We start from the raw sequence: 23,436 nt of genomic DNA on the forward strand, positions 1-23,436 counted from the left end.
TCGGATGAATCGACGCGCCATGATGCCTCCGGAGCCCGCTCTGGAGGTGGTGGTGACGTGTCGCGAAGGCTGCTGCGCACGGTCTGTACGGGAGCGCTGGCCGCGCTGACGGCCCTGACCGGCACGGCGGCGGCCGTGCCCGTACCGCCCGGTCCGCCGGCGGACCCGCCCGCCGAATCGGCGCCGATCGCCTGGGCGGACCCGGCGGCGGAACCGGTCGGACCGGTGGACCCGGACGCGGCGGCGGCCGCCGCACGGGACACGGAGACCCCACCGGACGAAGAAGCCGGACCGGACGGAGAAGCCGGACCGGACGGAGAAGCCGGACCGGACGGAGAAGCCGGACCGGACGCGGAAGCCGGACCGGCAGACGCAGCCGAGCCCGGCGAGGCAGCCGCTCCCGCCGGAGAGGCCGCTCCCGCCGCGGAGGCCGACGACGCCGCCGCGCTCGCGCCCTCCGGCGGGGACTCCGTGGCGACGCTGCTCACACGGCTCCGCACCCTCTACCGGCAGGCCGAGGAGGCCACGGAGCGGTTCAACGCCGCCGAGGAGGCGCTGCGGCTCCAGAACACCGCCACCCGGCGGGTCACCGCCGACCTGGAGACCGCCCGGACCGCGCTCGCGCGGGGCCGGGCCGAGGCGGGGCGGCTGGCCCGTGAGCAGTACCAGGGCCGCACCGGCTTCGCCTCCCCGCTGCGGCTGCTCTTCGCCCCGGACCCCCAGTCGGCCCTCGACGCCCGGCATCTGATGGACCGCACGGCCCGCGACCGGGCCTCCGCCGTGCCCCGGCTCCAGGCCGCCGAGCGCCGGGCCGCCGCGCTGGCCGCCGCCTCCCGCACCGCGCTCGGCCGGCAGAAGACGCTCGCCACCCGGCAGCGGACCCGGCGGGACGAGGTGCGGCGGAAGCTCGCCGAGGTCGAGGGGCTGCTCGCCTCGCTCTCCGCCGAGCAGCTGGCGCGCCTGACCGAGCTGGAGCGGGCCGAGACGGCCGGCGCCCAGCGCGAACTCCTCGACTCGGGCGTCCTCGACCCCGCCCTCACCCCGTCCCGGGCGGGCGCGGAGGCGCTGGCCTTCGCCGTCGGGGAGCTGGGCAAGCCGTACGAGTGGGGCGCGGAGGGCCCGGACAGCTACGACTGCTCGGGGCTGACGCAGCGGGCGTGGGCGGCGGCCGGCCGGGAGATCCCGCGCACCAGCCAGGAGCAGTGGGCGGAGCTGCCCCGGGTGGCGCTGGGCGAGCTGCGGCCCGGGGACCTGGTGGTGTACTTCCCCGGCGCCACGCACGTGGCCCTCTACCTGGGTGAGGGCCTGGTCGTGCAGGCCCCGCGGCCGGGCGGGCGGGTGAAGGTCTCCCCCCTCGCGGCGAACCCGCTGCTCGGGGCCGTACGGCCGGATCCCGGCGGCACGGCCCTGGCGTCGTACACCCCGCCGGCCCTCCCGGAGGGCGCCCGGGAGGGCTCGGACGAGGGGTACGACAGGGGGTCCGGCACGAGGTGGGGCGGCGGCGGTCAGGCTCCGGCGACGGACGCCAGGTAGGCGGACGCCTTCTCCGGGTCGAAGAAGAAGTCCTCGAAGTCGGCCGGGTCGTCGAAGCCGTTGGCGAAGCGGTCGGCGACCGGCTGGAGCTGTCCGGCCGCGCCGAGCAGGTTCAGGACGTGCTCCGGCGGCGGCGCCAGCATGGCGTTGGTCCACTTGGTGACCGGCTCGGCGGTCTTCCAGTAGCGGTCGAACGCGGACCGCATCCACTCCTCGTCGAAGGGCCGGTCGCCGTGCTCGACGATGGCCGCGAGGTAGGCGGCGGCGCACTTGGACGCGGAGTTGGAGCCCTGGCCGGTGATCGGGTCGTTGGCGACGACGACGTCGGCGACGCCGAGGACCAGGCCGCCGCCGGGGAGCCGGCCGATCGGGTTGCGGACGGTCGGCGCGTACCGGCCGGCGAGGGTGCCGCCGGCGTCGGTCAGCTCGACCCGGGTGGCGCGCGCGTACTCCCAGGGCAGGAACTTCTCCATCAGCTCCAGCGTCAGCGCCAGGTGCTCGGCGGGGTCCTTGACGCCCTGGAAGGCGTCGACGGGGCCGCCCGGGACGCCCTCCCAGAAGAGGATGTCGGCCCGGCCGCCGAGGGTGAGGGTCGGCATCACGAAGAGCTCGCCGACGCCGGGCACGAGGTTGCAGCGGACCGCGTCGAAGTCGGGGTGCTCGGGGCGCGGGCCGAGCCCGTGCACGTACGCGACGGCGAGCGCGCGCTGCGGCTCGGCGTACGGGGAGCGGTCGGCGTCGCGGCCGAACATGGAGACCAGCTCGCCCTTGCCGGCGGCGACGAGCACCAGGTCGTAGCGGCGGGCGAAGTAGTCGAGGTCGCCGACGGCCGCGCCGTGGATGACGAGCTGTCCGCCGCGCTGGGCGAAGGTCTCCATCCAGCCGGCCATCTTCACGCGCTGGTCGACGGACTGGGCGTAGCCGTCGAGCTTCCCGACCCAGTCGATGAGACGGGCGGAGTCGGGGCCGGCGACGGAGACGCCGAGGCCCTCGATCCTCGGGGCCTGGGACTCCCAGAAGTTCAGGCCGAGGTCGCGCTCGTGCCCGAGCGCGGTGTCGAACATGCACTGGGTGGACATGACGCGGCCGGAGCGGATCTCGTCCGCGGTCCGGTTCGACATCAGGGTGACCTCGTACCCGTGGGACTGGAGGCCGAGGGCGAGCTGGAGACCGGACTGTCCGGCGCCGACTATGAGTATCTTCCGCATGGGTGGAGCTCCTGGCGAGAACGGGGAGGGTGGGGCGGCTACTCGGGCGTCGCGGAGAGCGCGTGCTCGACCATGGCGAGCAGGGTCTCGACGACGCTGTAGCGCTTGCGCGCGTCCATGATCACCACGGGGACCTCGGGGGTGATCGTCAGGGCCTCCCTGACGTCCTCCGGGTCGAACCGCTCGGTGCCCTCGAAGTGGTTGACGGCGACGACGTACGGCAGGCCGCAGCTCTCGAAGTAGTCGAGCGCCGGGAAGCAGTCGGTGAGTCGGCGGGTGTCGGCGAGCACGATCGCCCCGATCGCGCCGCGCACGAGGTCGTCCCACATGAACCAGAAGCGCTGCTGGCCCGGGGTGCCGAAGACGTAGAGGACCAGGTCGTTGTCGAGCGTGATCCGGCCGAAGTCCATCGCCACGGTGGTGGTGAGCTTGTCCGGGGTGGCGGTGAGGTCGTCGGTCTCCTCGCTCGCCCGGGTCATCAGCGCCTCGGTCTGGAGCGGGGTGATCTCCGAGACCGCGCGGACGAAGGTGGTCTTGCCGACGCCGAAGCCGCCCGCGACCACGATCTTCGTCGCGATCGGGGCGCGGGAGTGGTCGAGCTGCCAGTCCTGGGCGCCGTCCTCGGGGTCGGGTTCCCCGGTGGCGGGCCCGGGCTGGGCGGGGATGGCGGCGGTGGGGACGGTCTCCGCCGGGGAGGCGGCGGGGGTGTCGACGGCGGTGTCGACGGCGGTGGCGTCAGAGACGACGGAGTCCACTCAGCACCCTTTCGAGGAGCGCGCGGTCGGGCTGGCCGGTGCCGTGACCGGTCCCGTACACACGGATCTTTCCCTGGTCGGCCAGGTCGCTGAGCAGCACCCGGACGACACCCAACGGCATCTTGAGGAGGGCCGAGATCTCCGCCACCGTCCGCATCCGGCGGCAGATCTCGACGATGGCGCGCATCTCGGGCATCAGCCCGCGCGCGCCGTGGCCGCCGTCCGTGAGGACCTTGCGGGCGATCGGCGCCTCCAGGGCGGCGACGAAGGTCTCGACGAGCAGCACGTGTCCGAACCGGGTGCGGCCGCCGGTGAGCGAGTACGGGCGCACGCGCGCGGGGCGCCGTCCCTCGCCCCGCACGGGCAGCCGGTGGGCGGCGGTCAGCGAGGTCACCGGTGGGTCTCCATCGACTTGCGCAGCTCGCTGCGGACTTCGGGGGTGAGGACGTGTCCGGCCCGGCCCACGAAGAGCGCCATGTGGTAGGCGATGACGCTCATGTCGCAGTCGGGGGTGGCGTGCACGCCGAGCAGCGAGCCGTCGCTGATCGACATGACGAAGACGCTGCCCTCCTCCATGGCGACCATGGTCTGCTTCACGCCGCCGCCGTCCATGAGCCGCGCGGCGCCGACGGTGAGGCTGCCGATGCCGGAGACGATGGTGGCCAGGTCGGCGCTGGAGCCGCGCGGGCCCCGGGGGCGGGCGGGCCCGTCGGCGGCCAGGTCGGCGGCCCGGTCCGGGCGCTCGTCGGGGTCGGAGGAGAGCAGCAGGAGCCCGTCGGAGGAGACGACGGCGACCGAGCGGACGCCGGGTACCTCCTCCACCAGGTTGCCCAGCAGCCATTGCAGGTTGCGGGCCTCCGTGCTCAGTCCGTACGTACCGGTCGTGCTCGTGGTGCTCGTTCCCGTGGCGGTCAACTGCGTGCCTCCTCGACTGTGTCCCCCGTCATCTCCTCTGTGCGCGCGGTGCTTCCTGCTGCTATCTCCGCCTCGACGTCGCGGCGCCCGGCCACGGCGCCGCGGTGGAAGCCGCCCAGGCGGCGGCGCAGCGCCTCGGCGTCCACCGAGCCCTGGCGGGGGGCGGTGGGCGCGGCGGGGCCGCGGACCACCTGCGGGGTCCGCTTGGGCAGGCCCTTGTCGGTCACGCGCTCCCACTGCGCGGGCCGCGGTCCCGGCACCTGCGGGTCGTCGACGGGCCCGGTCTGCTCCGGTACGGACGTGACCTGCGGCTCGGCGGCCCGCTCGTGACGGTCCGGCTCGGGCGGCGGGTCGGGCAGCCGCACCTGCAGGGTCGTCTCGGAGACGGACTCGGCGGGCCGCTGCCCGGCGCTCCCGACGGGCTGCTCGTACGGCTCCGGGGCGGGCGCGTCGGTCTGGTACGCGGGGGCCTCGGGCTCGGTCTCGTACGCGGGCGTCTCGGGCTCGGGCTCGTTCACCGGCTCGGGCTCGTACGCGGACGCCTCGGGCTCGGCCTCGGGCTCGTACGTCGGCTCCGGCTCCGGCTCCGGCTCGTACGTCGGCTCGGCCTCGTACACCGGCTCGGGCTGCGGCTCCGCCGGGGCCGGCTCGGACTCCGCCTCGCGGAAGGCGCGTTCGGCCGCCTCCACGAGCGGGTCGCGGCTGCGGGACGGCAGGGCGTTGGAGTTGGCCTCGGCCTCCGAGCCGGGGAGGTGCAGCACGGGTACGGTGCCGGTGCCCGCGAGCCGTACCGGCTCGGGGACGGCGGCCGGCGGCGCGGTCGGCAGCAGCGGCAGCGGCAGCACCACGACGGCCGCGGTGCCGCCCGGCTTCTGCTCGCGCAGCTCGACGCCGACGCCGTGGCGGGCGGCGAGCAGGGCGACGACGCGCATGCCGAGCCCCTCGCCCTCGAACGCCTCCGGGTCGGCGGCGGCGAGGCGGGCGTTGAGGTCGGCGCGCCGGTGCTCGGGGATCCCTATGCCGGAGTCCTGGACGGAGAGCATGACCTCGCCGGTCTCCAGGAGCCAGCCGGAGAGCTGGACCTCGGCGTCCGGCGGGGAGAACGCGGTGGCGTTCTCCAGGAGTTCGGCGACGAGGTGGCTGAGGTCGTCGGCGGCGAAACCGGCGAGCTGCGCGTGCGGGGGCAGCGACTGGATGGTGACCCGCTCGTACCGCTCGATCTCGCTGACGGCGGCGCGCAGCACGTCGACCAGCGGGACGGGGCCGGTGTGGCCGTGGACGTGCTCGTGCCCGGCGAGGACCAGCAGGTTCTCGCTGTGGCGGCGCATGACGGTCGCCATGTGGTCGAGCTTGAAGAGGGTGGCGAGCCGGTCCGGGTCCTGCTCGCGCTCCTCCAGCTTCTCGATGACCCCGAGCTGCCGGTCGACGAGGCCGAGGCTGCGCAGCGAGAGGTTGACGAAGGTGTGCTGGACGGTGCCCCGCAGCCGTTCGAGGTCGGCGGTGAGCACGGCGATCCGGCCCTGGAGCTCGGCGCGCTGGGCGGCGAGTTCGGCCTGGGCGGCCTCCTCGGCGGCGACCAGGCCGGCCCGCTCGCCGGTGAGCCGGCCGGTGTGGGCGGCGAGGGCGGCGAGCTGTCCGTGGAGGGTGTTGAGCGAGCGGACGACCTGGGCGAACTCGTCGTTGCGGCCGGTGAAGCGGACGGCTTCCTCGGCGGCCGGGTCCGGTGCGGCGGCGAGCCGGGCGGCGCCGAGGCGGAGCACGGCGAGCGGCCGGGTGAGGCTGCGGGCGACGTAGGTGGAGACGCCGACGGCGAGCAGCAGGCAGCCGCCGAGGAAGGCGAGGCGCAGTTCGAGGGCGGTGACGTCGTCGTCGCGCAGCGCGGTGAGCCGTTCGACCCGTTTGGCGGCGAGGGCGGACTCGACGCCGCGCATCTGCTCGATGCGGGCGGAGAGCGCCGAGTCGAGGCCGGACGGGGAGGTGCGGGTCTCGGCCTCGGAGAGGGTGGGCTGGTCGGTGAGGCGGCCGAGGGCCAGTTCGGCGGTCTTGACCTCGGGGCCGGCGACGGTCGCGGCGAGGGAGTCGCGGGCGGCGGGTCCGGCGGACCGGTCGAAGTCGCCGAGGGCGGCGAGTTCGCGGACGCGGGCCTGCTGGGCGGCGGCGCTCAGCAGGTCGCGGGCGCGCTCGGCCTCCTCCTTGCCCTCCGGTTCGTCGGCGACGTAGGTGCCGGTGGTGGCGTCGTAGCGGAGGTCGCCGCTGGGCTCGGGCTGCGGGACGGTGAGCGCGGCGAGGAGGAGGCCGCGGGTGGCGGACGCCTGCTCGACGGCGCGGCCGAGGTCGGCGGGGGCGCGGCCGGTGCCGGTGAGGCCGGGGTCGGTGGCGCGCGGCGGGGTCCGCTCGGCGAGCTCGTCGGCGAGGTCCTGGAGCTTGGCGATGACGTCGCTGTACGCCTTGTGGGCCTCCAGGGCCGTGCCCTTGCCGGTGACGGCGGTGCGGCGGACGGAGGCGATGCCGGCGAGTTCGCGGCGGAGCGCGTCGGGGGCGGCGGACCGGATCTCGTCGATCTGGCGGTCGACCCGGGTCGACTTGGCGGGGGTGAGGGTCCGCCGGTCCTTCTTCGGGCCGGTCTGCTCGTCGCGGCCGGCCGCGACGAAGGCGACCACCTCGTCGCGCTCGTCGGCGAGGGAGTGGGCGAGGGTGACGGCCTGCCGGTCGAGTTCGGCGAGGGTGACCAGGCGCCGGGACTCGTTCAGTTCGGTGGAGGCGGTGAGGACGGCGGGGGCGCCGGCGCCGAGGACGATGACGCCGACGAGGGCGACACCGGCGACGAGGCGGTTGCGGACGCGCTTGGTACGGCCGCCGGGGGTGGGCGCGGGGGCGCCGACAGCGGGGGCGCCGACGGAGGGCGTACCGACAGCGGGTGCGCCGACGACGGGCGTGCCGGTTCCGGTGCCGGTTCCGGCGGACGGCGTACTTCCCGTGTTCGGCGGGGTGCCGGGGGTCGACGGCTCACCGGGGGTCTGGCTCCGCGCGCCGTTCATGCTCCGAGGCCGCTTCTTCTGCACCGGTGCTCGCATTCTTGACTCGTCCGCCACACAGCAGAGGTGACGGCCGGTCACGAGGTTCCGCCCCCACCCCTGGTACGGCTTCCGACCATTCCAGCGCTTCTCGGCAGGGGACGGGCATCGGCCGCTCCGCCACCCGAACGAGTGAACAACACTCCTGAGTTGGCGAACAACTTCCGGCGGCCGCCGCCAGGGGCATGTGCGGAGCCCCGGCTGGATCTTCCGGGCGGGCTTTGGCAGGATGCCCGCCCGCAGCTCGCCGGAGCTGACGGTTCCGGCGTCCGGACGGGCCATCGCTGGTTGGTACAGGCCATTTTCGGCCCTTTGCAGGTGGTGTGAAGACCGTGCGCGAGCCGGGCACACTGGACATCATGCGCAGCGAAGTCGCCACCCTCCCCGGCAGCCCCGAACGCCCCAACGAGGACTGGGCCGCCGCAGCTCTGCCCGCCTCCGGGGACGGGGGGACGCTGGCCCTCCTGGACGGGGTGACCCCTCCCCCGGGCGATGACGGTTGTGTGCACTCGGTGCCGTGGTTCACCGCGCGACTGGGCGGCGCTTTGACCGAACTGTCCGCTTCCCGTGCCGATCTGACGCTGTCCGAGATCCTGTCCCTGGCAATCCGGCGCACCGCGGAGCTCCATGCGGACACCTGTGACCTTTCTCACGTGCGTACGCCTCAGGCGACCGTGGTCCTCGCGCGGTGGGACGCGGAGGCGGTCGACCATCTCGTCCTGTCCGACGCGGTGCTGCTGCTGCAGGCGCCGGACGGCTCGGTCCGGGCGGTGCGGGACGACCGGCTGGACCGGATCCCGCGCGAGGTGCTCCGCTCGCACGAGGCGACGGACCGGGTGCGGAACCGGGAGGGCGGGTTCTTCACGGCGGCCGCGGACCCGTCGGTGGCGGAGCGGGCGGTGACCGGTACGACCCCGCTGGCGGAGGTCCGGGCGCTGGCGGCGCTCACGGACGGGGCGAGCCGCTGGGTGGAGCTGTTCCGGGCGGGCGACTGGACGGAGTGCGCCCGGGTCCTGGCGAAGGAGGGCCCGGCGGGGCTGCTCCAGCGGGTGCGGGTGCTGGAGACGGCGGACGCGGCGGCGGGCAACGTCCGCCGCGGGAAGACCCATGACGACGCGACGGGCGTGTACGTGACGTTCTGAGGCGGCTCAGCCTTCGGAGCGCTGGTTGAAGTGGTGGAGCAGCCGGGCCAGTTCGGCGACCTCGGCGCGGTCCCAGTCGGCGAGCTTCCGGACGTACCGCTCGCGGCGGGCGCCGCGGACGTGCCGGAAGCGGTCGCGTCCCTCGTCGGTGAGCCGGACCAGGGAGGCGCGCCCGTCCGCGGGGTCGGGGTCGCGGGCGACCAGCCCGAGCTGTTCGAGGGCGCGCAGCTGGCGGCTCATGGTGGCCTTGCCGACCCCGAAGTAGGCGGAGAGCTCGGTGGCCCGCTGGGGCCCGGCGTCGTCGAGCCGCACGAAGAGGCCGTACGCGGAGGACTCCAGCTCCGGATGGACCTCACGCGCCATCTCCCCGGACTGCGCCCGAGCCCGCCGCAGAAACACGGCAAGCTCCCGCTCCAACGCGAGAAACTCCCGCTCGGCGGACCCGCGCCCGGCGGGCCCGTCGGGCTCGGCGGACCCGTCGGCGTGAGGACGCCCGGCGGGCGCGCCGACGCGAGGGCCCTCGGCCGGCCCGGCGGCGTGCGGGCGCTCGGCGGGCACGGCGTCCCGGGGGCGTTCGGCGGCCTCCCCCGCCCGAGGGCGGCCGTCGGGCGGGGCAGCGGGCGGGCGCTCGACGGGCTCGGCGTCCCGGGGGCGTTCGGCGGCCTCGCCGGCCTGAAGGCGCTCGGCGGCCTCGCCGGCACGGGGGCTCCCACCGGGCCCGGCGGCGTGCGGGCGCTCGGCGGGCGCGGCGGCGCCGGTGCCGCCGGCGGGGGCGTCGGGGGTTCCCCCGGGCGTGGCGCCGTCTTCACCGGTCGTTCCGCCTGCGCGCACGCCGCACCTCCCACGCGTGTTTCGTCGGCTGAAAGTTTCCCGCTCCGGCGGGTATCGCCGCAGCTCCTTCAGTATTTCGCAGGAGTAGACCAACGGCGGAACCCGGGCCCTCTTCCACCCCGGCTGTCTACGTGCGTAGAGTCGCCGTCGAGCAAGCGACTGGCATGTCCACACCACCCCCACGCCCCCTCGGGAGTCACGCCATGCGTGTGCGCAGATCCGTCTCCACCACCCTGCTCGCCGGCCTCGCGGCCACCGCCCTCGTCCTGCCCCTCGCCGGCCAGGCCGGCGCCGCCGACCCGGGCGCCCGCGCCGCGGTCCCCGCGCGCGGCACCGCCCACATGGGCATGGGCGTCCTCAAGCACGACGGCCGGGGCGTCACCGACTCCGGCGGCGTCTCCACCCTCGCCACCTGGACGGAGGGCGTCGACGTCTCCAGCCACCAGGGCAACGTCGCCTGGTCCACGCTCTGGAACAGCGGCGTGAAGTGGGCCTACGTCAAGGCGACGGAGGGCACGTACTACAAGAACACCTACTTCACGCAGCAGTACAACGGCTCGTACAACGTCGGCATGATCCGGGGCACGTACCACTTCGCCACCCCGGACACGACGACCGGCACCGCCCAGGCCGACTACTTCGTCAACAACGGCGGCGGCTGGTCCAGGGACGGCAAGACCCTCCCCGGCGTCCTCGACATCGAGTGGAACCCGTACGGCGCCACCTGCTACGGCAAGACGCAGTCCGGGATGGTCACCTGGATCCGCGACTTCCTCAACCGGTACAAGGCCCGCACCGGCCGTGACGCCGTCATCTACACGGCGACCAGCTGGTGGAAGCAGTGCACCGGCAACTACTCCGGCTTCGCCTCGACCAACCCGCTGTGGATCGCGCGGTACGCCTCCGAGGTCGGCGAACTCCCGGCCGGCTGGCCGTACTACACGATGTGGCAGTACACCTCGTCCGGCCCGACGGTCGGCGACCACAACCACTTCAACGGCGACCTCTCGCGGGTCCAGGCGCTCGCGAACGGCTGACGCCCGCACGACGGACGCCCGCACGACGGACGCCCGCACGACCGGCGTCCACACACGGCGGACGTCCGCCCGGCCGACGTCCGCACGCATGACCTCCGCACGGCTGACACCCGTACGGCGCACGGCGGTTCCGGGGATGCGGCGGCTCCCCCGGGGCCGCCGTTCCGCGTGCTCAGGGGCTTTTTCCGCCCACCCCCTTGCCCATTGGTATGGACCAATGCGAGTCTCTACCCCGGTCGCCCGGGTTTCAACTTCCGTGCGCCACGCGCGCGTTGCTCGTCCCGTACTCCCCCACGCACGAGAGAGAGCCCCCGCATGCCGTCCACCCGCCGTACCGCCGCCGGCGTCGCCGCCCTGTCCGCCGCCGCGGCACTCGTCACCCTCACCCCCACCACCGCCGCCGCCCACGGAGCCGTCTTCAACCCCGTGAGCCGGGTCGCCGCCTGCTACGCCGAGGGCCCCGAGAGCCCCGACTCGCAGGTGTGCAAGGACCTCGTCGCCGACTCCGGCACCCAGCCGCTCTACGACTGGAACGAGGTCAACATCGCCAACGCCGACGGCAACCACCAGGCCCTCATCCCCGACGGCAAGCTCTGCTCGGCCAACCGCGAGAAGTACCGGGCCCTCGACTGGGCGCGGACCGACTGGCCCGCCACCGCCGTCAGCGCCGGCGCCTTCGGCTTCAGGATCCGTGCCACCGCCGCGCACTCCGGCCGGATGACCATGTACGTCACCAAGGCGGGCTTCGACCCGACGCAGCCGCTCAAGTGGTCCGACCTCGACGCCACCCCCGTCGCCGTGTACGACACCACCCGCACCGCCACCGACGGCTACTACTCCTTCACCGGCACCCTGCCGGCCCGCACCGGCCGCCACATCGTCTACATGGTCTGGCAGCGCAACGACAGCCCCGAGGCGTTCTACAGCTGCTCCGACGTCACCTTCGGCACGTCCGCCGCCTCCACCGCCGCACGGAAGGCCGAGGCGCCGACCGAGGCCGAACTGGCCGCGGGCGCCGAACTGTCCACCGTGAGCCACGCGGGCCACGGCGGCGACGAACAGCCGCCGGCGCTCTCCGCCGAGGCCACCGCCACCCCCGACTCCCCGCTGCCGCTCGCCCTGGCCGGCGCGGGCGCGCTCGCCGTCTTCGGCGCGGGCAGCCTGCTCCTGGGCCGCCGCCGCGACACGTCCGCCTCCTAGACCCACTCCCCCGCCTGGCCCCCCGGAATCCACCTCCGGGGGGCGTTTTCGCGCCATCTGTGCGAGGACGGGTGGAAGACGGGACGTTCGTGGACAGCCTTGGAGAAAGCACGTTCGAACGCCCGTCAGCGCACCACCGTCCGCCCGTGAAGGAGAGCGCTCCATGCGGAACCAGCAGCGGTGGGTCTACCACCGCGGGGAAGGGCTGCGCACGTTCGGGGTGGAGGAGGAGCTCCTCCTGGTCGATCCCGAGACCGGGCTCCCGCAGCCCGTCGCCGGCACCGTCACCGAGATCGCCGCCTGGCACGCCGACGCCGGGCCGCGAACCGAGGGCCCGGAACCGGCGAAGCCCGAGTTGTACTCCGAGCAGCTGGAGATCGGCACCGCCCCCTGCGCCACCACCTCCCAGCTCGCCGACCAGCTGCGGCGGGCCAGGCTCGCCGCCGCGGCGGCGGCCAAGGAGGCCGGGGTGGCGGTCGCGGCCCTCGCGACCCCGCCCGTGGACTTCGGCCCCCTGCTCACCCCGGACGACCGCTACCGGCGGATCCGCGACCGGTACGCCCACCTCGTCGACGAGGAGTACGCCTGCGCCTGCCACGTCCACGTCCACCTCTGCTCGCCGGAGGAAGGGGTGGGCGTGCTCGACCGGATCCGGCCGTGGCTCGCCCCGCTCCTCGCGCTCAGCGCCAACTCCCCCTACTTCCAGGGCGTCGACACCGGTTACGCGAGCTGGCGCCACCAGCTGTGGCAGCGCTGGCCGATGTCCGGCCCGAGCGAGCTGTACGGGGACGTGGAGGCGTACGAGCGGACCACCCGCGAGATGCTCGCCAGCGACGTGCTGGTCGACGACCACATGGTCTACTTCGACGCCCGGCTCTCCCGCCGCTACCCGACGGTGGAGATCCGGGTCGGCGACGTCTGCCTGGACGTGGAGGACACGGTCCTGCTGGCCGTGCTGAGCCGCGCGCTGGTGGAGACCGCGGCCCGCGAGTGGCGACGGCACCGGGTCCCCGACCCCGTGTCGACGGTCGTGCTGCGGCTCGCCGCCTGGCGGGCCAGCCGGTACGGGCTCGGCGGCGAGCTGCTCCACCCGCTGAGCTGGCGGCCCGCCCCGGCCGGGGAGGTGCTGTTCGCCCTGCTCGACCACGTGCGCCCCGCCCTGGAGGAGGCGGGCGACCTGGAGCGCGCCGAGCAGGGCGTGGCCCGGGTCCTGTCCCGCGGCACCGGCGCGGACCTCCAGCGCGCCGCCGCCCACGCCGACGACCCGTCGCTGGCCTCGGTGATCGTCGAGGCCGTGCGCCGTACGACCCCGGCCTGAGCGCGGGCGAGGCCCCCGGTACGCGCGCGTACCGGGGGCCTCGCCGTCGTCGGCGCGGGTCAGGCGACGACCGCCACCGGGACCTCCGCCGGAGCCAGGGCGATCTCCAGGACCTGGCGGACGTCGGTCACCGGGTGGACCTCCAGCTTCTCCAGGACCTCGGCCGGGACGTCGTCCAGGTCGGCCTCGTTCCGCTTGGGGATGACCACCGTGGTGATCCCGGCCCGGTGCGCGGCGAGCAGCTTCTGCTTCAGGCCGCCGATGGGCAGGACCCGGCCGGTGAGGGAGACCTCGCCGGTCATGGCCACGTCCGTGCGGACCAGCCGGCCGCTGAGCAGCGAGGCCAGCGCGGTCGTCATGGTGATGCCCGCGCTCGGGCCGTCCTTCGGGACCGCGCCCGCCGGGAAGTGGATGTGCACGCCCCGGTCCTTCAGACCGGTCACGGGCAGCTCCAGCTCCGCGCCGTGCGAGCGGAGGAAGGAGAGCGCGATCTGCGCGGACTCCTTCATCACGTCGCCCAGCTGGCCGGTGAGGGTCAGTCCGGCGGCGCCGGTCTCCGGGTCGGCGAGGGACGCCTCGACGAAGAGGACGTCACCGCCGGCGCCGGTCACGGCCAGGCCGGTGGCCACACCGGGCACGGCCGTCCGCCGCTCGGCCGGGTCCTGGGCGGACTCGGGCACGTGGTGCGGGCGTCCGATGAGGGCCCGCAGGTCCTCGGGCGTGACCGTGAACGGCAGCTCGCGGTCGCCGAGTTCGTGCTGGGCCGCCACCTTGCGGAGCAGCCGGGCGATGGCCCGCTCCAGGGTGCGGACGCCGGCCTCCCGGGTGTACTCGCCGGCCAGCTTCCGCAGCGACGCCTCCTCCAGGGCGACCTCGCCGGGCTCCAGGCCGGCCCGCTCCAGCTGCCGGGGCAGCAGGTGGTCGCGGGCGATGACGACCTTCTCGTCCTCGGTGTAGCCGTCGAGGCGGACCAGCTCCATGCGGTCGAGCAGGGCCTCCGGGATGGCCTCCAGGACATTGGCGGTGGCCAGGAAGACGACGTCGCTGAGGTCGAGCTCGACCTCCAGGTAGTGGTCCCGGAAGGTGTGGTTCTGCGCCGGGTCGAGGACTTCGAGCAGGGCCGCGGCGGGGTCGCCGCGGAAGTCGGAGCCGACCTTGTCGATCTCGTCGAGGAGGACGACCGGGTTCATCGAGCCGGCCTCCTTGATCGCGCGGACGATCCGGCCGGGCAGGGCGCCCACGTACGTCCGCCGGTGGCCGCGGATCTCGGCCTCGTCCCGGACGCCGCCGAGGGCGACGCGGACGAACTTCCGGCCCATGGCGTGGGCGACGGACTCGCCGAGCGAGGTCTTGCCGACGCCGGGCGGGCCGACGAGCGCGAGCACCGCGCCGCCGCGCCGCCCGCCGACGACGCCGAGGCCGCGCTCGGAGCGCCGCTTGCGCACGGCCAGGTACTCGGTGATGCGCTCCTTCACGTCCTCCAGGCCCGCGTGCTCGGCGTCCAGGACGGCCTTGGCGCCCTGGATGTCGTACCGGTCCTCGGTCCGCTCGTTCCACGGCAGTTCGAGGACGGTGTCGAGCCAGGTCCGGATCCAGGAGCCCTCGGGCGACTGGTCGCTGGAGCGCTCCAGCTTGTCGACCTCCTTGAGCGCGGCCTCGCGGACCTGCTCGGGCAGGTCGGCGGCCTCCACGCGGGCGCGGTAGTCGTCGGACTCCTCGCCGTCCTTCTCGCCGTTCAGCTCGCGCAGTTCCTTGCGGACGGCCTCGAGCTGGCGGCGGAGCAGGAACTCGCGCTGCTGCTTGTCGACGCCCTCCTGGACGTCCTTGGCGATGGTCTCGGCGACCTCCTGCTCGGCGAGGTGCTCGCGGAGCTGGGCGGTGGCGAGCCTGAGGCGGGCGACCGGGTCGGCGGTCTCCAGGAGGGCGACCTTCTGCTCGACGGTGAGGAAGGGCGAGTATCCGGAGTTGTCGGCGAGCGCGCCGACCCCGTCGATCTGCTGCACCCGGTCGACGACCTGCCAGGCGCCGCGCTTCTTCAGCCAGCTGGTGGCGAGCGCCTTGTACTCCGTGACCAGCTCGGTCACGGCACCGGGGAGCGGCTCGGGCACGGTCTCCTCGACCACGGTCCCCTCGACCCACAGCGCCGCGCCCGGCCCGGTCGTCCCGGCCCCGATCCGCACCCGTCCGATGCCCCGGATCAGCGCGCCCGGGTCACCGTCCGACAGGCGGCCCACCTGCTCGACGATCCCGAGCACACCGGTCCCCGCGTACGTCCCGTCCACCCGCGGCACCAGCAGCACCCGCGGCTTCCCGCCCGCCCCGCGGGCGGCGGCCTGAGCGGCCTCGACGGCGGCCCGGACCTCGTTGTCCGACAGATCGAGCGGCACGACCATCCCGGGCAGCACGACCTCGTCATCGAGCGGCAGCACAGGCAGAGTGAGCGGCACGGACGGCTTGGAGACAGAAGCCATGATCTCCCCTTCGGCAGTCAAGTTGAGCTATGCCGACTCAATGCATGTGAGCGCGGGAATGTTCCCCGGGGGTTGTTCGCTCTGAGCGATCATGCGAAGAGCGCCAGGCCGGGGGCCGGTTCCGCCCCGCCCTCGCGCGTTCCGGCTGCGCCCGGACGCGGGGACGGGCATGCTCGGGCCCATGGAGTCTCGTGTGCGGCGTGGACGGGCGTGGGCCGCGGTGCCGGCGGTGGTGGCGGCCCTGGTGGTCGGAGTGGGCGGATGCGCCGACGCCGACCCCCCGCCGGCCACGGACCGCCCCGCGAGCACGGCGACCACGGCCAGCACGGCGACCACGGCGCCCCCGGCCGGCACGGCGCCCCCGGCCGGCACGGCGAGCACGGCGACCACGGCCGGCACGGCGAGCACGGCCACCACCGAAGCCACCGAAGCCACCGCGGACCCGCGCTCCGAAACCGTGCTCGTCGAGATCAGGGTGAGCGGCGGCTTCGCCGGCGTGGACAACCGCCTCGTGGTCCGCGAGGACGGAAGCTGGACCGTCCGGTCCAGGACCGGGGAGCCGCGCACCGGACGCATGACCGCCGCCGACCTCGCCGAGCTGCGCGCCGCCCTCGAAGACCCCGCCTACGCGCGCGTGCCCGACCGCCCGACCGGCCCGCCGGTCGCCGACGGCTTCCAGTACGCCGTCACGTACCACGACCGCACGGTCGTGGCAGGCGACCGCGACCGCCCCGCCGCCCTCCAGCGCGTCCTCGACGCCCTCCCGGAGGGCGGCCCCCCGACCTCTCCGTGAACGAAGGGGCCAGGGCCCCCGGGGGTCACTCCGGCGTCGCGCGGATCGTCGCGTACTGGCGCTGGAGGTAGTCCCGCACCCGGGCGGGCATGTCCAGGGAGTCCGGGTCGAGGGCCCACTGGATCTGAAGGCCGTCCATGACGGCCAGGTACTCCCGGGCGATGCCCTGGCAGTCGATGTCGGGGCGGAGTTCGCCGCGCCGGACGGCCTCCTCCAGGCGTTCGACGCTGTGCGCGAGCACGCGCGCGTACCGGTCCTTGAAGTAGGCGTGGGCGGGGTGGCCGGCGTTACCGGACTCGCCGACGAGGACGTTGAACATGCGGACGATGCCGGGGCGCCGGGTGTTGTCCTCGATCAGCCGGACGAGGGCGTCGAGGAAGGCCGCGTACGACTCCGGTTCGGTGCCGAAGAGGCGCTCGACGTCGTGCTCCTCGCTCTGCGCCAGGACCGAGAGGAGCAGGTCCTCCTTGCTGCGGAAGTGGTGCAGCAGCCCGCCCTGGGTGATGCCGCAGTCATGGGCGATGCGGGCGAGGGAGGAGGCGTGGAAGCCCCACTGCCCGAAGTGGTCGACGGCGGTGTCCAGGATCAGCCGGCGGCGGGCGTCGCCGACGGCGTAACTGCCGCGACCTGCGCTTCTGCCGCTCGCGGTGACCTTCTTCTCCGGCATGCGGACACCTTAGCCCGGCCCTCGACCGGCCCCTCCGGGCTGTGATCCGGCTCACAGATGACAAACCTAGTACCCACTCGGTTTTCGCACTTAGCCTGTGCCCGTCGAGGACGGCGCCGCCCCGTCCGCTCCGTCACGAAAGGCAGGTACGGACGCGATGCCGCACCCCTATCAGGACGCCGGTCGCCCCGTGGACGAGCGCGTGGAGGACCTGCTCTCCCGGATGACGCCGGAGGAGAAGGCCGGTCAGCTCTTCCACACGATCCTGACGATGAACCCGGACGGCACCCCGGTCACCGAGCCCGACGACTCGACCTCCCGCTTCACCACCCCCGAGCTGATCGCCGGCCGCGGCCTCACCCACTTCAACCTGCTCGGCAGCCACGGCCCCCGCGAGATGGCCCGGTGGCACAACGCGGTCCAGTCGATGGCCGCCGAGACCCGCCTCGGCATCCCGGTCAGCCTCTCCACCGACCCGCGCCACGCCTTCACCGACAACATCGGCGCCTCCTTCGACGCCGGCGCCTTCTCCGCCTGGCCCGAACCCCTCGGCCTGGCCGCCCTCCGCGACCCGGAGCTGGTGTTCCGCTTCGCCGACACCGTCCGCCGCGAGTACCTCTCCGTCGGCTTCCGCACCGCGCTCCACCCGCAGATCGACCTCGCGACCGAGCCCCGCTGGTCCCGTCAGTCCGGCACCTTCGGCTCCGACGCGAGACTGACCGGCGAACTGGCGGCGGCGTACGTCCGCGGCCTCCAGGGCGACACGCTCGGCCCGGACTCGGTCGCCGCCATGGTCAAGCACTTCCCCGGCGGCGGCCCCCAGAAGGACGGCGAGGACCCGCACTTCCCGCACGGCAAGGAGCAGGTCTACCCGGGCGGCCTGCGCGACCACCACCTGGAGCCCTTCCGGGCGGCGATCGCCGCCGGCTGCTCGCAGGTGATGCCGTATTACGGACAGCCGGTCGGCACCGACTGGGAGGAGGTCGGCTTCGGCTTCAACCGCGGCGTCATCACCGGCCTGCTCCGCGAGGAGCTGGGCTTCGCCGGGATCGTCTGCACTGACTGGGGCCTCCTCACCGACTCGGTGATCCTCGGCGAACCGCACCCGGCCCGCGCCTGGGGCGTCGAGCACCTGAGCGTGGCCGAACGGGCCGCGCAGGCACTGGACGCGGGCGTCGACCAGTTCGGCGGCGAGCAGTGCCCCGAGGTGATCGTGGAGCTGATGGCGTCCGGCCGGATCCCCGAGGCCCGCGTCGACGCGTCCGTACGGCGCCTGCTGCGCGAGAAGTTCCTGCTCGGCCTCTTCGACGAGCGCCGGTACGTGGACCCCGACGAGGCCGCCGAGACCGTCGGCCGCGCCGACTTCACCGCCGCCGGCGCCGCCGCCCAGCGCCGCTCGCTCACCGTCCTCACCGACGGCCCGCTGCCGCTCCCCGGCTCCCCCCGGCTGTACGTCGAAGGCGTCGACCCCGCGGTCGCCGCCGGCTACGGCGAGGTCGTCGCCACCCCGGACGCCGCCGACCTCGCCCTCCTCCGCCTCCGCACCCCGTACGAGCGGCGCCCGGGCCGCTTCGAGTCCTTCTTCCACTCCGGCTCGCTCGCCTTCGACGCACCGGAACTCGACCGGATCCTCCGCCTCCTCGCCACCGTGCCCACCGTCGTCTGCGTCAACCTGGAGCGCCCGGCCGTCCTCCCCGAGATCGCCGCCCACGCCGCCGCCCTCCTCGCCGACTACGGCGCGAGCGACGCCGCCGTCCTCGACGTCGTCTTCGGCCGCGCCCGCCCCGAGGGCCGCCTCCCCTTCGAACTGCCGCGCTCGATGGCCGCGGTCCGCGCGGCCCGGCCGGACGTACCGAACGACACGGAGGATCCGGTGTTCCCGCACGGGCACGGGCTGACGCTCTGACCTGACGAATGGGGTCCGGGATCCAGCACATCGGATCCAAGATCCAGGAATCGGATCCAGGCTGTCGGATCCAGGATCCAGGCCATCGGATCCAGCACGCCGGATCCGGATCCAGGACATCGGGTCCAGGACAGCCATCGGATCCGATCACAGACCGCGGGGATCCTGACGACCCCGCGCGATCCGGGGCCCGCCCGTGGGGGGCCGGGCCCCGGATCTCCCCGTCCTCCCCGCCCCTTCACCTGTCATGCCCATGAAAGGACGCACCGCCATGCGCCGTACTCTCGCGCTGACCACCGCAGCAGCCGTACTCGCCGGCCTGGGCGCCACCGCCTACGCGACCACCCCCGCCGCCGAGGGGGCACAGGACGGGCGCCGCCCGCTCGCCGGCCTGCGGATCCTCCTCTCCAACGACGACTCCATGCGGGCCGCGAAGGCGAGCAACTCGGACGGGCTCGGCCTGTACGAGCTCCGCCGCGCGATGTGCGCGGCGGGGGCCGACGTCGTGGTGATGGCGCCCTGGCAGGTGCAGTCCGGCAAGGGCACGGCCGTCACCAACGGCGGGGCGCTGACCGCCCAGCGCCGTACCGCGCTGCCCGCCGGGTACGAGGGCGACTGCGCGGGGGCGCCCTCCGGGGGCGCCGTCTTCGGCGTCTGCCTCGCGGAGGGCGGCTGTGCGCCGGACTCCCCCAGCGCGACCCCGGCGGACACCGTGAAGCTGGCCCTGCGCGGCGGTCTGGCGGCGAAGGTCGGCTGGAAGAGCGCCCCCGACCTGGTGCTCACCGGCATCAACTCGGGCCCGAACGTCGCCGCGAGCGTGAACGACTCGGGGACCGTCGGCGCGGCCGTGGCGGCGATCGACCAGGAGGTGCCGGCGATCGCGTTCTCCTCCTCGGGCGACGAGAGCCAGCTGTACTTCCCGCGTGAGAACTACCGGGCGCACGCCGAGTTCGGCGCGCGGTTCGTCGCGGGACTGAGGGAGCGGGGGCTGCTGACCTCCGCCTTCGCCCTGAAGGTCGACTACCCGGACGTGAGCGCCGGGCAGCGGGCGAAGGCCCCGGTGTGGACCCGGGTCGGCGACGGGGCGGTGGCCTACCACGCGTACGAGCAGCGCGGTTCGGGGGACACCTTCGACATCGCGCTGGGCCTGTGCGAGGGCGAGCGGAGCACCGGCGAGTGCGTCGAGCACCGCGCGGACGCGGACTCGACCTGGCTGCTGGGCCGGGGGCACGTGACCGTCGCCCCGATCACCTGGGACCGCACCTACGGCACCCCGGTCGACGCGCGGCGCGAGCTGAAGGCGGTCCAGCGGTACGTGGAGCGCGAGGCGCCGCGCCCGTAGCGGGGCGGTTCCGCTCCGTCACCCGGCGGCTCCGAAACGTGTTTGTCCCGGCCGTCCGCGCTCCGCGAGGATGGCCGGGACCACGCGTACCGCACGACGAGACACGGAGTGATCATGAACAGCCCCGTCACCCTCGACCGCCGCGAGGGCCCGTACGGAGAGGTCGTACTGCGGCGCCGGGACGCCGGTGACCGCACCGACTTCGAGATCATCGCCAACGGCACCTTCCTGATGGACACCTCCGACGGGCGCTCCGAGCGGCTGCTCGTGGACGCGGCGATGGAGGCGCTTCCCGCGCGGGCGCGCGCGGGCGCGTCCGTCCTGATCGGCGGGCTCGGCGTCGGCTTCTCCCTCGCCCACGCGGCCGCCGACCCGCGCTGGGGGCGGATCGCGGTGGTCGAGCGGGAGGAGGCGATCATCGACTGGCACCGGAGCGGCCCGCTGGCCGCGCTCTCCGGGCGCGCGCTCGCCGACGAGCGGACCGTGATCCTGCACACGGACCTGGTGGCGTACCTGGAGACGTCCGGCGACACCTATGACGCACTCTGTCTGGACATCGACAACGGCCCGGACTGGACGGTCACCGAGGACAACGAATCCCTGTACGGGGCACGGGGGTTGGCGTCCTGCGCGGCCCGGCTGAACCCGGGCGGGGTGCTCGCCGTGTGGTCGGCGCGGCCGTCCGGCGATTTCGAGGAGTCCTTGCGGAATGCCGGATTCAGCGGGGTACGGACGGAAGAGATCCCCGTTGCCCGGGGCGTCCCCGACGTGGTCCACCTCGGCATCCGGCCTGCGTAGCCGGGACGCCGCCGGTACCTCTAGGCTGCTGCACCGACATCGGCGACGCGAGGCGGGGCAATGGAGCAGACACACACCACTCACCACGGTGCGGCGACTCCGGGGGCCCAGCGGCGCGTCCTGGTCGTCGAGGACGACGCGACGATCGTGGAGGCGGTCTCCGCCCGGCTGCGCGCCGAGGGCTTCCTGGTCCAGACGGCCACCGACGGCCCGGCGGCCGTCGAGGCGGCCGAGGCGTGGCAGCCGGACCTGATGGTGCTCGACGTGATGCTGCCCGGCTTCGACGGCCTGGAGGTCTGCCGCCGGGTCCAGGCGCAGCGCCCGGTGCCGGTGCTGATGCTCACGGCGCGGGACGACGAGACCGACATGCTGGTCGGGCTGGGCGTCGGCGCCGACGACTACATGACAAAGCCTTTCTCCATGCGTGAGCTGGCCGCCCGGGTGCACGTGCTGCTGCGCCGGGTGGAGCGGGCCGCGCTCGCCGCCGTGACCCCGCGCAGCGGGATACTGCGGCTGGGCGAGCTGGAGATCGACCACGCGCAGCGCCGGGTCCGGGTGCGGGCGGAGGACGTCCACCTGACGCCGACCGAGTTCGACCTGCTGGTCTGCCTGGCCAACACCCCGCGCGCGGTGCTCTCCCGGGAGCAGCTGCTGGCCGAGGTGTGGGACTGGGCGGACGCCTCCGGCACCCGGACCGTGGACAGCCACATCAAGGCGCTGCGCCGGAAGATCGGCGCCGAGCGGATCCGTACGGTGCACGGCGTCGGGTACGCGCTGGAGACCCCGGCGTCGTGAGCCGGCCGGGGCGGCGCACCGGACGGTCCCGGCGCCGGATCGTGATCTCGATCAAGACGAAGCTGGGCGCGCTGGTCGTCGGCGCGGTGCTGCTGACCTCGGGTCTCGCCCTGGTGGCGATCCGCACGTCCACCGAGTTCCGGTACATCACGATCTTCGCGATGATCGCGACGCTGCTGATCACGCAGTTCGTGGCGCAGTCGCTGACCGCGCCGCTGGACGAGATGAACACGGTGGCGGGGTCGATCTCGCGCGGTGACTTCTCTCGGCGGGTGCGGGGCGCGGACCGGCGCGACGAGCTGGGCGACCTGGCGTCGACGATCAACCGCATGGCGGACGACCTGGAGGCGGTGGACCGGCACCGCAAGGAGCTGGTCGCCAATGTCTCGCACGAGCTGCGCACGCCGATCGCGGCGCTGCGCGCGGTGCTGGAGAACGTGGTCGACGGGGTCTCGGAGGCCGATCCGGAGACGATGCGGTCGGCGCTGAAGCAGACCGAGCGGCTGGGCCGGCTGGTGGAGACGCTGCTCGACCTGTCGCGGCTCGACAACGGTGTCGTACAGCTGCGGGTGCGCCGTTTCGAGGTGTGGCCCTATCTGTCCGGGGTGCTGCGGGAGGCGAATCTGGCCGCCGCGCAGCGCGGTCTGCCGTCGACGTCCGGTCTGCACCGGCGTACGGACGTGCATCTGCATCTGGACGTGTCGCCGTCCGACCTGACGGCGTACGCGGACGTGGAGCGGCTGCACCAGGTGATGGCGAACCTGATCGACAACGCGGTGAAGCACTCCCCGCCGCACGGGCGCGTGACGGTGCGGGCCCGGCGCGGCCCGTACCCGGAGTCGCTGGAGCTGGTGGTCGAGGACGAGGGTCCGGGCATCCCGGAGCAGGAGCGGCACAAGGTCTTCGAGCGGTTCAACCGGGGCACGGCCCCGGACCGACAGGGGCCGGGGAGCGACGGGGGCACGGGGCTCGGTCTGGCGATCGCGCGCTGGGCGGTGGATCTGCACGGTGGCGGGATCGGTGTGGCCGAATCTTCACGCGGGTGCCGCATCCGCGTCACTCTTCCGGGCAGCCTTCCCCTTCGCGATTGACGTAGGGTTCGAACCGGAAGCGAACGTTCTGCGTGATCAGTGGCAGGACGTGGTCAGGGAACGGCCGAAGGGGGCCGTAGCCCGCGCTTTTCCGTACCCTCACAGATGCGGAACCTCGCTTGTTTCCCGCCATTCACGGCGTCGAAACACGTCGTCAAGTGTGACTTGCACGACGTTGGAGTGCCCGGCCTGCACGTCCCGCCCGGACAGGCGTAGCCTTTATTTCCGCTGTCCATCACCTTGCGAAGCGGAAGAGGGCGGTTGCCGCCGTGTCGTCTCAGTCCCCCAGTACCCCGAGCTCCCCGGCCGACCAAGACGGGCGTGGCGTGAGCCCCGCAGCCGCCTTCGGTGCCAACGAGTGGCTCGTCGACGAGATCTACCAGCAGTACCTCCAGGACCCGAATTCGGTCGATCGTGCCTGGTGGGACTTCTTCGCCGACTACAAGCCGGGTGCGGCGGAGACCCCGTCCGCCCCGGCCGCCACCACGACGGCCGCGCCCTCGGCGCAGCAGGCGGGCCCCGCACAGGCCGCACCTGCCGCTCCGGCCGCCGCCGTGCCC

At 74.1% G+C, this 23,436-nt stretch carries 20 protein-coding genes; 12 read left to right on the forward strand and 8 right to left on the reverse strand.

Translation table 11 applies throughout. The features are described 5' to 3' along the window. Nucleotides 1-57: 57 nt before the first annotated feature. Entirely contained in the window at nucleotides 58-1,533 is a 1,476-nt protein-coding gene (locus tag IF73_RS0111500; RefSeq protein ID WP_051716681.1) for a C40 family peptidase, read from the forward strand. Here the strand turns inward: IF73_RS0111500 and IF73_RS0111505 are convergent. The 5 genes from IF73_RS0111505 to IF73_RS0111525 all read right to left on the reverse strand — a co-directional run bounded on the left by IF73_RS0111505 (nucleotide 1,506) and on the right by IF73_RS0111525 (nucleotide 7,449). Next, a complete protein-coding gene (locus IF73_RS0111505) occupies nucleotides 1,506-2,741 on the reverse strand; it encodes a styrene monooxygenase/indole monooxygenase family protein (protein WP_031006317.1) in 1,236 nt (411 codons plus the stop codon). The two genes, IF73_RS0111500 and IF73_RS0111505, sit on opposite strands and share 28 nt — an antisense overlap. A gap of 38 nt (nucleotides 2,742-2,779) precedes the next feature. Continuing rightward, the gene (locus IF73_RS0111510) at nucleotides 2,780-3,406 is read right to left on the reverse strand and encodes a GTP-binding protein (RefSeq protein ID WP_031006320.1); all 627 of its coding nucleotides are present in this window, start codon (nucleotides 3,404-3,406) and stop codon (nucleotides 2,780-2,782) included. Nucleotides 3,407-3,476: 70 nt separating this feature from the next. Further along, entirely contained in the window at nucleotides 3,477-3,890 is a 414-nt protein-coding gene (locus tag IF73_RS0111515; protein ID WP_031006322.1) for a DUF742 domain-containing protein, read from the reverse strand. Next, a complete protein-coding gene (locus tag IF73_RS0111520) occupies nucleotides 3,887-4,411 on the reverse strand; it encodes a roadblock/LC7 domain-containing protein (RefSeq protein WP_051716682.1) in 525 nt (174 codons plus the stop codon). Before IF73_RS0111520 ends, IF73_RS0111515 begins: the two co-directional genes overlap by 4 nt. Next, nucleotides 4,408-7,449: a nitrate- and nitrite sensing domain-containing protein gene (locus IF73_RS0111525; protein WP_078868018.1), complete on the reverse strand. Its 3,042-nt coding sequence runs from the start codon at nucleotides 7,447-7,449 to the stop codon at nucleotides 4,408-4,410. Before IF73_RS0111525 ends, IF73_RS0111520 begins: the two co-directional genes overlap by 4 nt. A 395-nt stretch (nucleotides 7,450-7,844) precedes the next feature. Here IF73_RS0111525 and IF73_RS0111530 point away from each other — a divergent pair, with 395 nt between their 5' ends. Continuing rightward, nucleotides 7,845-8,627 carry a hypothetical protein gene (locus IF73_RS0111530; RefSeq protein WP_031006328.1) on the forward strand — a complete coding sequence of 261 codons (783 nt, stop codon included), beginning with the start codon at nucleotides 7,845-7,847 and terminating at the stop codon, nucleotides 8,625-8,627. Nucleotides 8,628-8,633: 6 nt separating this feature from the next. On the opposite strand, the gene IF73_RS0111535 is transcribed toward IF73_RS0111530, so the two are convergent. After that, nucleotides 8,634-9,044 (reverse strand): MarR family winged helix-turn-helix transcriptional regulator, encoded by a 411-nt coding sequence (locus tag IF73_RS0111535; RefSeq protein WP_031006330.1) that lies wholly within the window; start codon nucleotides 9,042-9,044, stop codon nucleotides 8,634-8,636. 617 nt (nucleotides 9,045-9,661) lie between these two features. On the opposite strand from IF73_RS0111535, the gene IF73_RS0111540 reads away from it, so the two are divergent. The 3 genes from IF73_RS0111540 (at nucleotide 9,662) to IF73_RS0111550 (ending at nucleotide 13,013) form a co-directional block, all read left to right on the forward strand. Beyond that, nucleotides 9,662-10,495: a lysozyme gene (locus tag IF73_RS0111540; protein WP_031006332.1), complete on the forward strand. Its 834-nt coding sequence runs from the start codon at nucleotides 9,662-9,664 to the stop codon at nucleotides 10,493-10,495. Nucleotides 10,496-10,810: 315 nt separating this feature from the next. After that, nucleotides 10,811-11,695 (forward strand): lytic polysaccharide monooxygenase auxiliary activity family 9 protein, encoded by an 885-nt coding sequence (locus IF73_RS0111545; RefSeq protein ID WP_031006334.1) that lies wholly within the window; start codon nucleotides 10,811-10,813, stop codon nucleotides 11,693-11,695. 163 nt (nucleotides 11,696-11,858) lie between these two features. Beyond that, complete coding sequence (locus IF73_RS0111550) at nucleotides 11,859-13,013, forward strand: glutamate--cysteine ligase (protein ID WP_051716683.1); 1,155 nt, start codon at nucleotides 11,859-11,861, stop codon at nucleotides 13,011-13,013. 59 nt (nucleotides 13,014-13,072) lie between these two features. Here IF73_RS0111550 and lon read toward each other — a convergent pair whose 3' ends face one another. Next, nucleotides 13,073-15,484, reverse strand: coding sequence for an endopeptidase La (lon, locus tag IF73_RS0111555; RefSeq protein ID WP_031006338.1), 2,412 nt, complete (start codon nucleotides 15,482-15,484; stop codon nucleotides 13,073-13,075). Nucleotides 15,485-15,665: 181 nt separating this feature from the next. On the opposite strand from lon, the gene IF73_RS0111560 reads away from it, so the two are divergent. Continuing rightward, nucleotides 15,666-16,277 (forward strand): hypothetical protein, encoded by a 612-nt coding sequence (locus tag IF73_RS0111560; protein WP_158821982.1) that lies wholly within the window; start codon nucleotides 15,666-15,668, stop codon nucleotides 16,275-16,277. A 25-nt stretch (nucleotides 16,278-16,302) separates the two neighbouring features. On the opposite strand, the gene IF73_RS0111565 is transcribed toward IF73_RS0111560, so the two are convergent. After that, entirely contained in the window at nucleotides 16,303-16,944 is a 642-nt protein-coding gene (locus tag IF73_RS0111565) for a TetR/AcrR family transcriptional regulator (protein WP_031006341.1), read from the reverse strand. A 157-nt stretch (nucleotides 16,945-17,101) separates the two neighbouring features. On the opposite strand from IF73_RS0111565, the gene IF73_RS0111570 reads away from it, so the two are divergent. The 6 genes from IF73_RS0111570 to IF73_RS0111595 all read left to right on the forward strand — a co-directional run. After that, nucleotides 17,102-18,850 (forward strand): glycoside hydrolase family 3 protein, encoded by a 1,749-nt coding sequence (locus tag IF73_RS0111570; RefSeq protein WP_031006343.1) that lies wholly within the window; start codon nucleotides 17,102-17,104, stop codon nucleotides 18,848-18,850. A gap of 271 nt (nucleotides 18,851-19,121) precedes the next feature. Next, the gene (gene surE / locus IF73_RS0111575; protein ID WP_051716684.1) at nucleotides 19,122-20,192 is read left to right on the forward strand and encodes a 5'/3'-nucleotidase SurE; all 1,071 of its coding nucleotides are present in this window, start codon (nucleotides 19,122-19,124) and stop codon (nucleotides 20,190-20,192) included. 114 nt (nucleotides 20,193-20,306) lie between these two features. Continuing rightward, nucleotides 20,307-20,990, forward strand: a complete 684-nt coding sequence (locus IF73_RS0111580; RefSeq protein WP_031006347.1) for a spermidine synthase — start codon at nucleotides 20,307-20,309, stop codon at nucleotides 20,988-20,990. A gap of 60 nt (nucleotides 20,991-21,050) precedes the next feature. Further along, on the forward strand, nucleotides 21,051-21,785 hold the full coding sequence (locus tag IF73_RS0111585) for a response regulator transcription factor (protein WP_031006349.1): 735 nt from the start codon (nucleotides 21,051-21,053) through the stop codon (nucleotides 21,783-21,785). Nucleotides 21,786-21,823: 38 nt separating this feature from the next. Further along, entirely contained in the window at nucleotides 21,824-22,876 is a 1,053-nt protein-coding gene (locus IF73_RS0111590; protein ID WP_107049234.1) for an ATP-binding protein, read from the forward strand. A 269-nt stretch (nucleotides 22,877-23,145) separates the two neighbouring features. Continuing rightward, nucleotides 23,146-23,436 (forward strand): 2-oxoglutarate dehydrogenase E1 subunit family protein (locus IF73_RS0111595; RefSeq protein WP_158821984.1); only part of this gene is annotated, 291 nt, incomplete at its 3' end.

Source organism: Streptomyces sp. NRRL F-5727 (assembly GCF_000719555.1).
GTDB lineage: Bacteria > Actinomycetota > Actinomycetes > Streptomycetales > Streptomycetaceae > Streptomyces.

What these genes read in the sequence shown, in the direction of transcription:
- IF73_RS0111505 (WP_031006317.1), bottom strand. Translation starts at nt 2,741, where the DNA reads ATGCGGAAGATACTCATAGTCGGCGCCGGACAGTCCGGTCTCCAGCTC.
- IF73_RS0111525 (WP_078868018.1), bottom strand. Translation starts at nt 7,449, where the DNA reads ATGAACGGCGCGCGGAGCCAGACCCCCGGTGAGCCGTCGACCCCCGGC.
- IF73_RS0111530 (WP_031006328.1), top strand. Translation starts at nt 7,845, where the DNA reads ATGCGCAGCGAAGTCGCCACCCTCCCCGGCAGCCCCGAACGCCCCAAC.
- IF73_RS0111540 (WP_031006332.1), top strand. Translation starts at nt 9,662, where the DNA reads ATGCGTGTGCGCAGATCCGTCTCCACCACCCTGCTCGCCGGCCTCGCG.
- IF73_RS0111545 (WP_031006334.1), top strand. Translation starts at nt 10,811, where the DNA reads ATGCCGTCCACCCGCCGTACCGCCGCCGGCGTCGCCGCCCTGTCCGCC.
- IF73_RS0111550 (WP_051716683.1), top strand. Translation starts at nt 11,859, where the DNA reads ATGCGGAACCAGCAGCGGTGGGTCTACCACCGCGGGGAAGGGCTGCGC.
- lon (WP_031006338.1), bottom strand. Translation starts at nt 15,484, where the DNA reads ATGGCTTCTGTCTCCAAGCCGTCCGTGCCGCTCACTCTGCCTGTGCTG.
- IF73_RS0111560 (WP_158821982.1), top strand. Translation starts at nt 15,666, where the DNA reads ATGGAGTCTCGTGTGCGGCGTGGACGGGCGTGGGCCGCGGTGCCGGCG.
- IF73_RS0111565 (WP_031006341.1), bottom strand. Translation starts at nt 16,944, where the DNA reads ATGCCGGAGAAGAAGGTCACCGCGAGCGGCAGAAGCGCAGGTCGCGGC.
- IF73_RS0111570 (WP_031006343.1), top strand. Translation starts at nt 17,102, where the DNA reads ATGCCGCACCCCTATCAGGACGCCGGTCGCCCCGTGGACGAGCGCGTG.
- surE (WP_051716684.1), top strand. Translation starts at nt 19,122, where the DNA reads ATGCGCCGTACTCTCGCGCTGACCACCGCAGCAGCCGTACTCGCCGGC.
- IF73_RS0111580 (WP_031006347.1), top strand. Translation starts at nt 20,307, where the DNA reads ATGAACAGCCCCGTCACCCTCGACCGCCGCGAGGGCCCGTACGGAGAG.
- IF73_RS0111585 (WP_031006349.1), top strand. Translation starts at nt 21,051, where the DNA reads ATGGAGCAGACACACACCACTCACCACGGTGCGGCGACTCCGGGGGCC.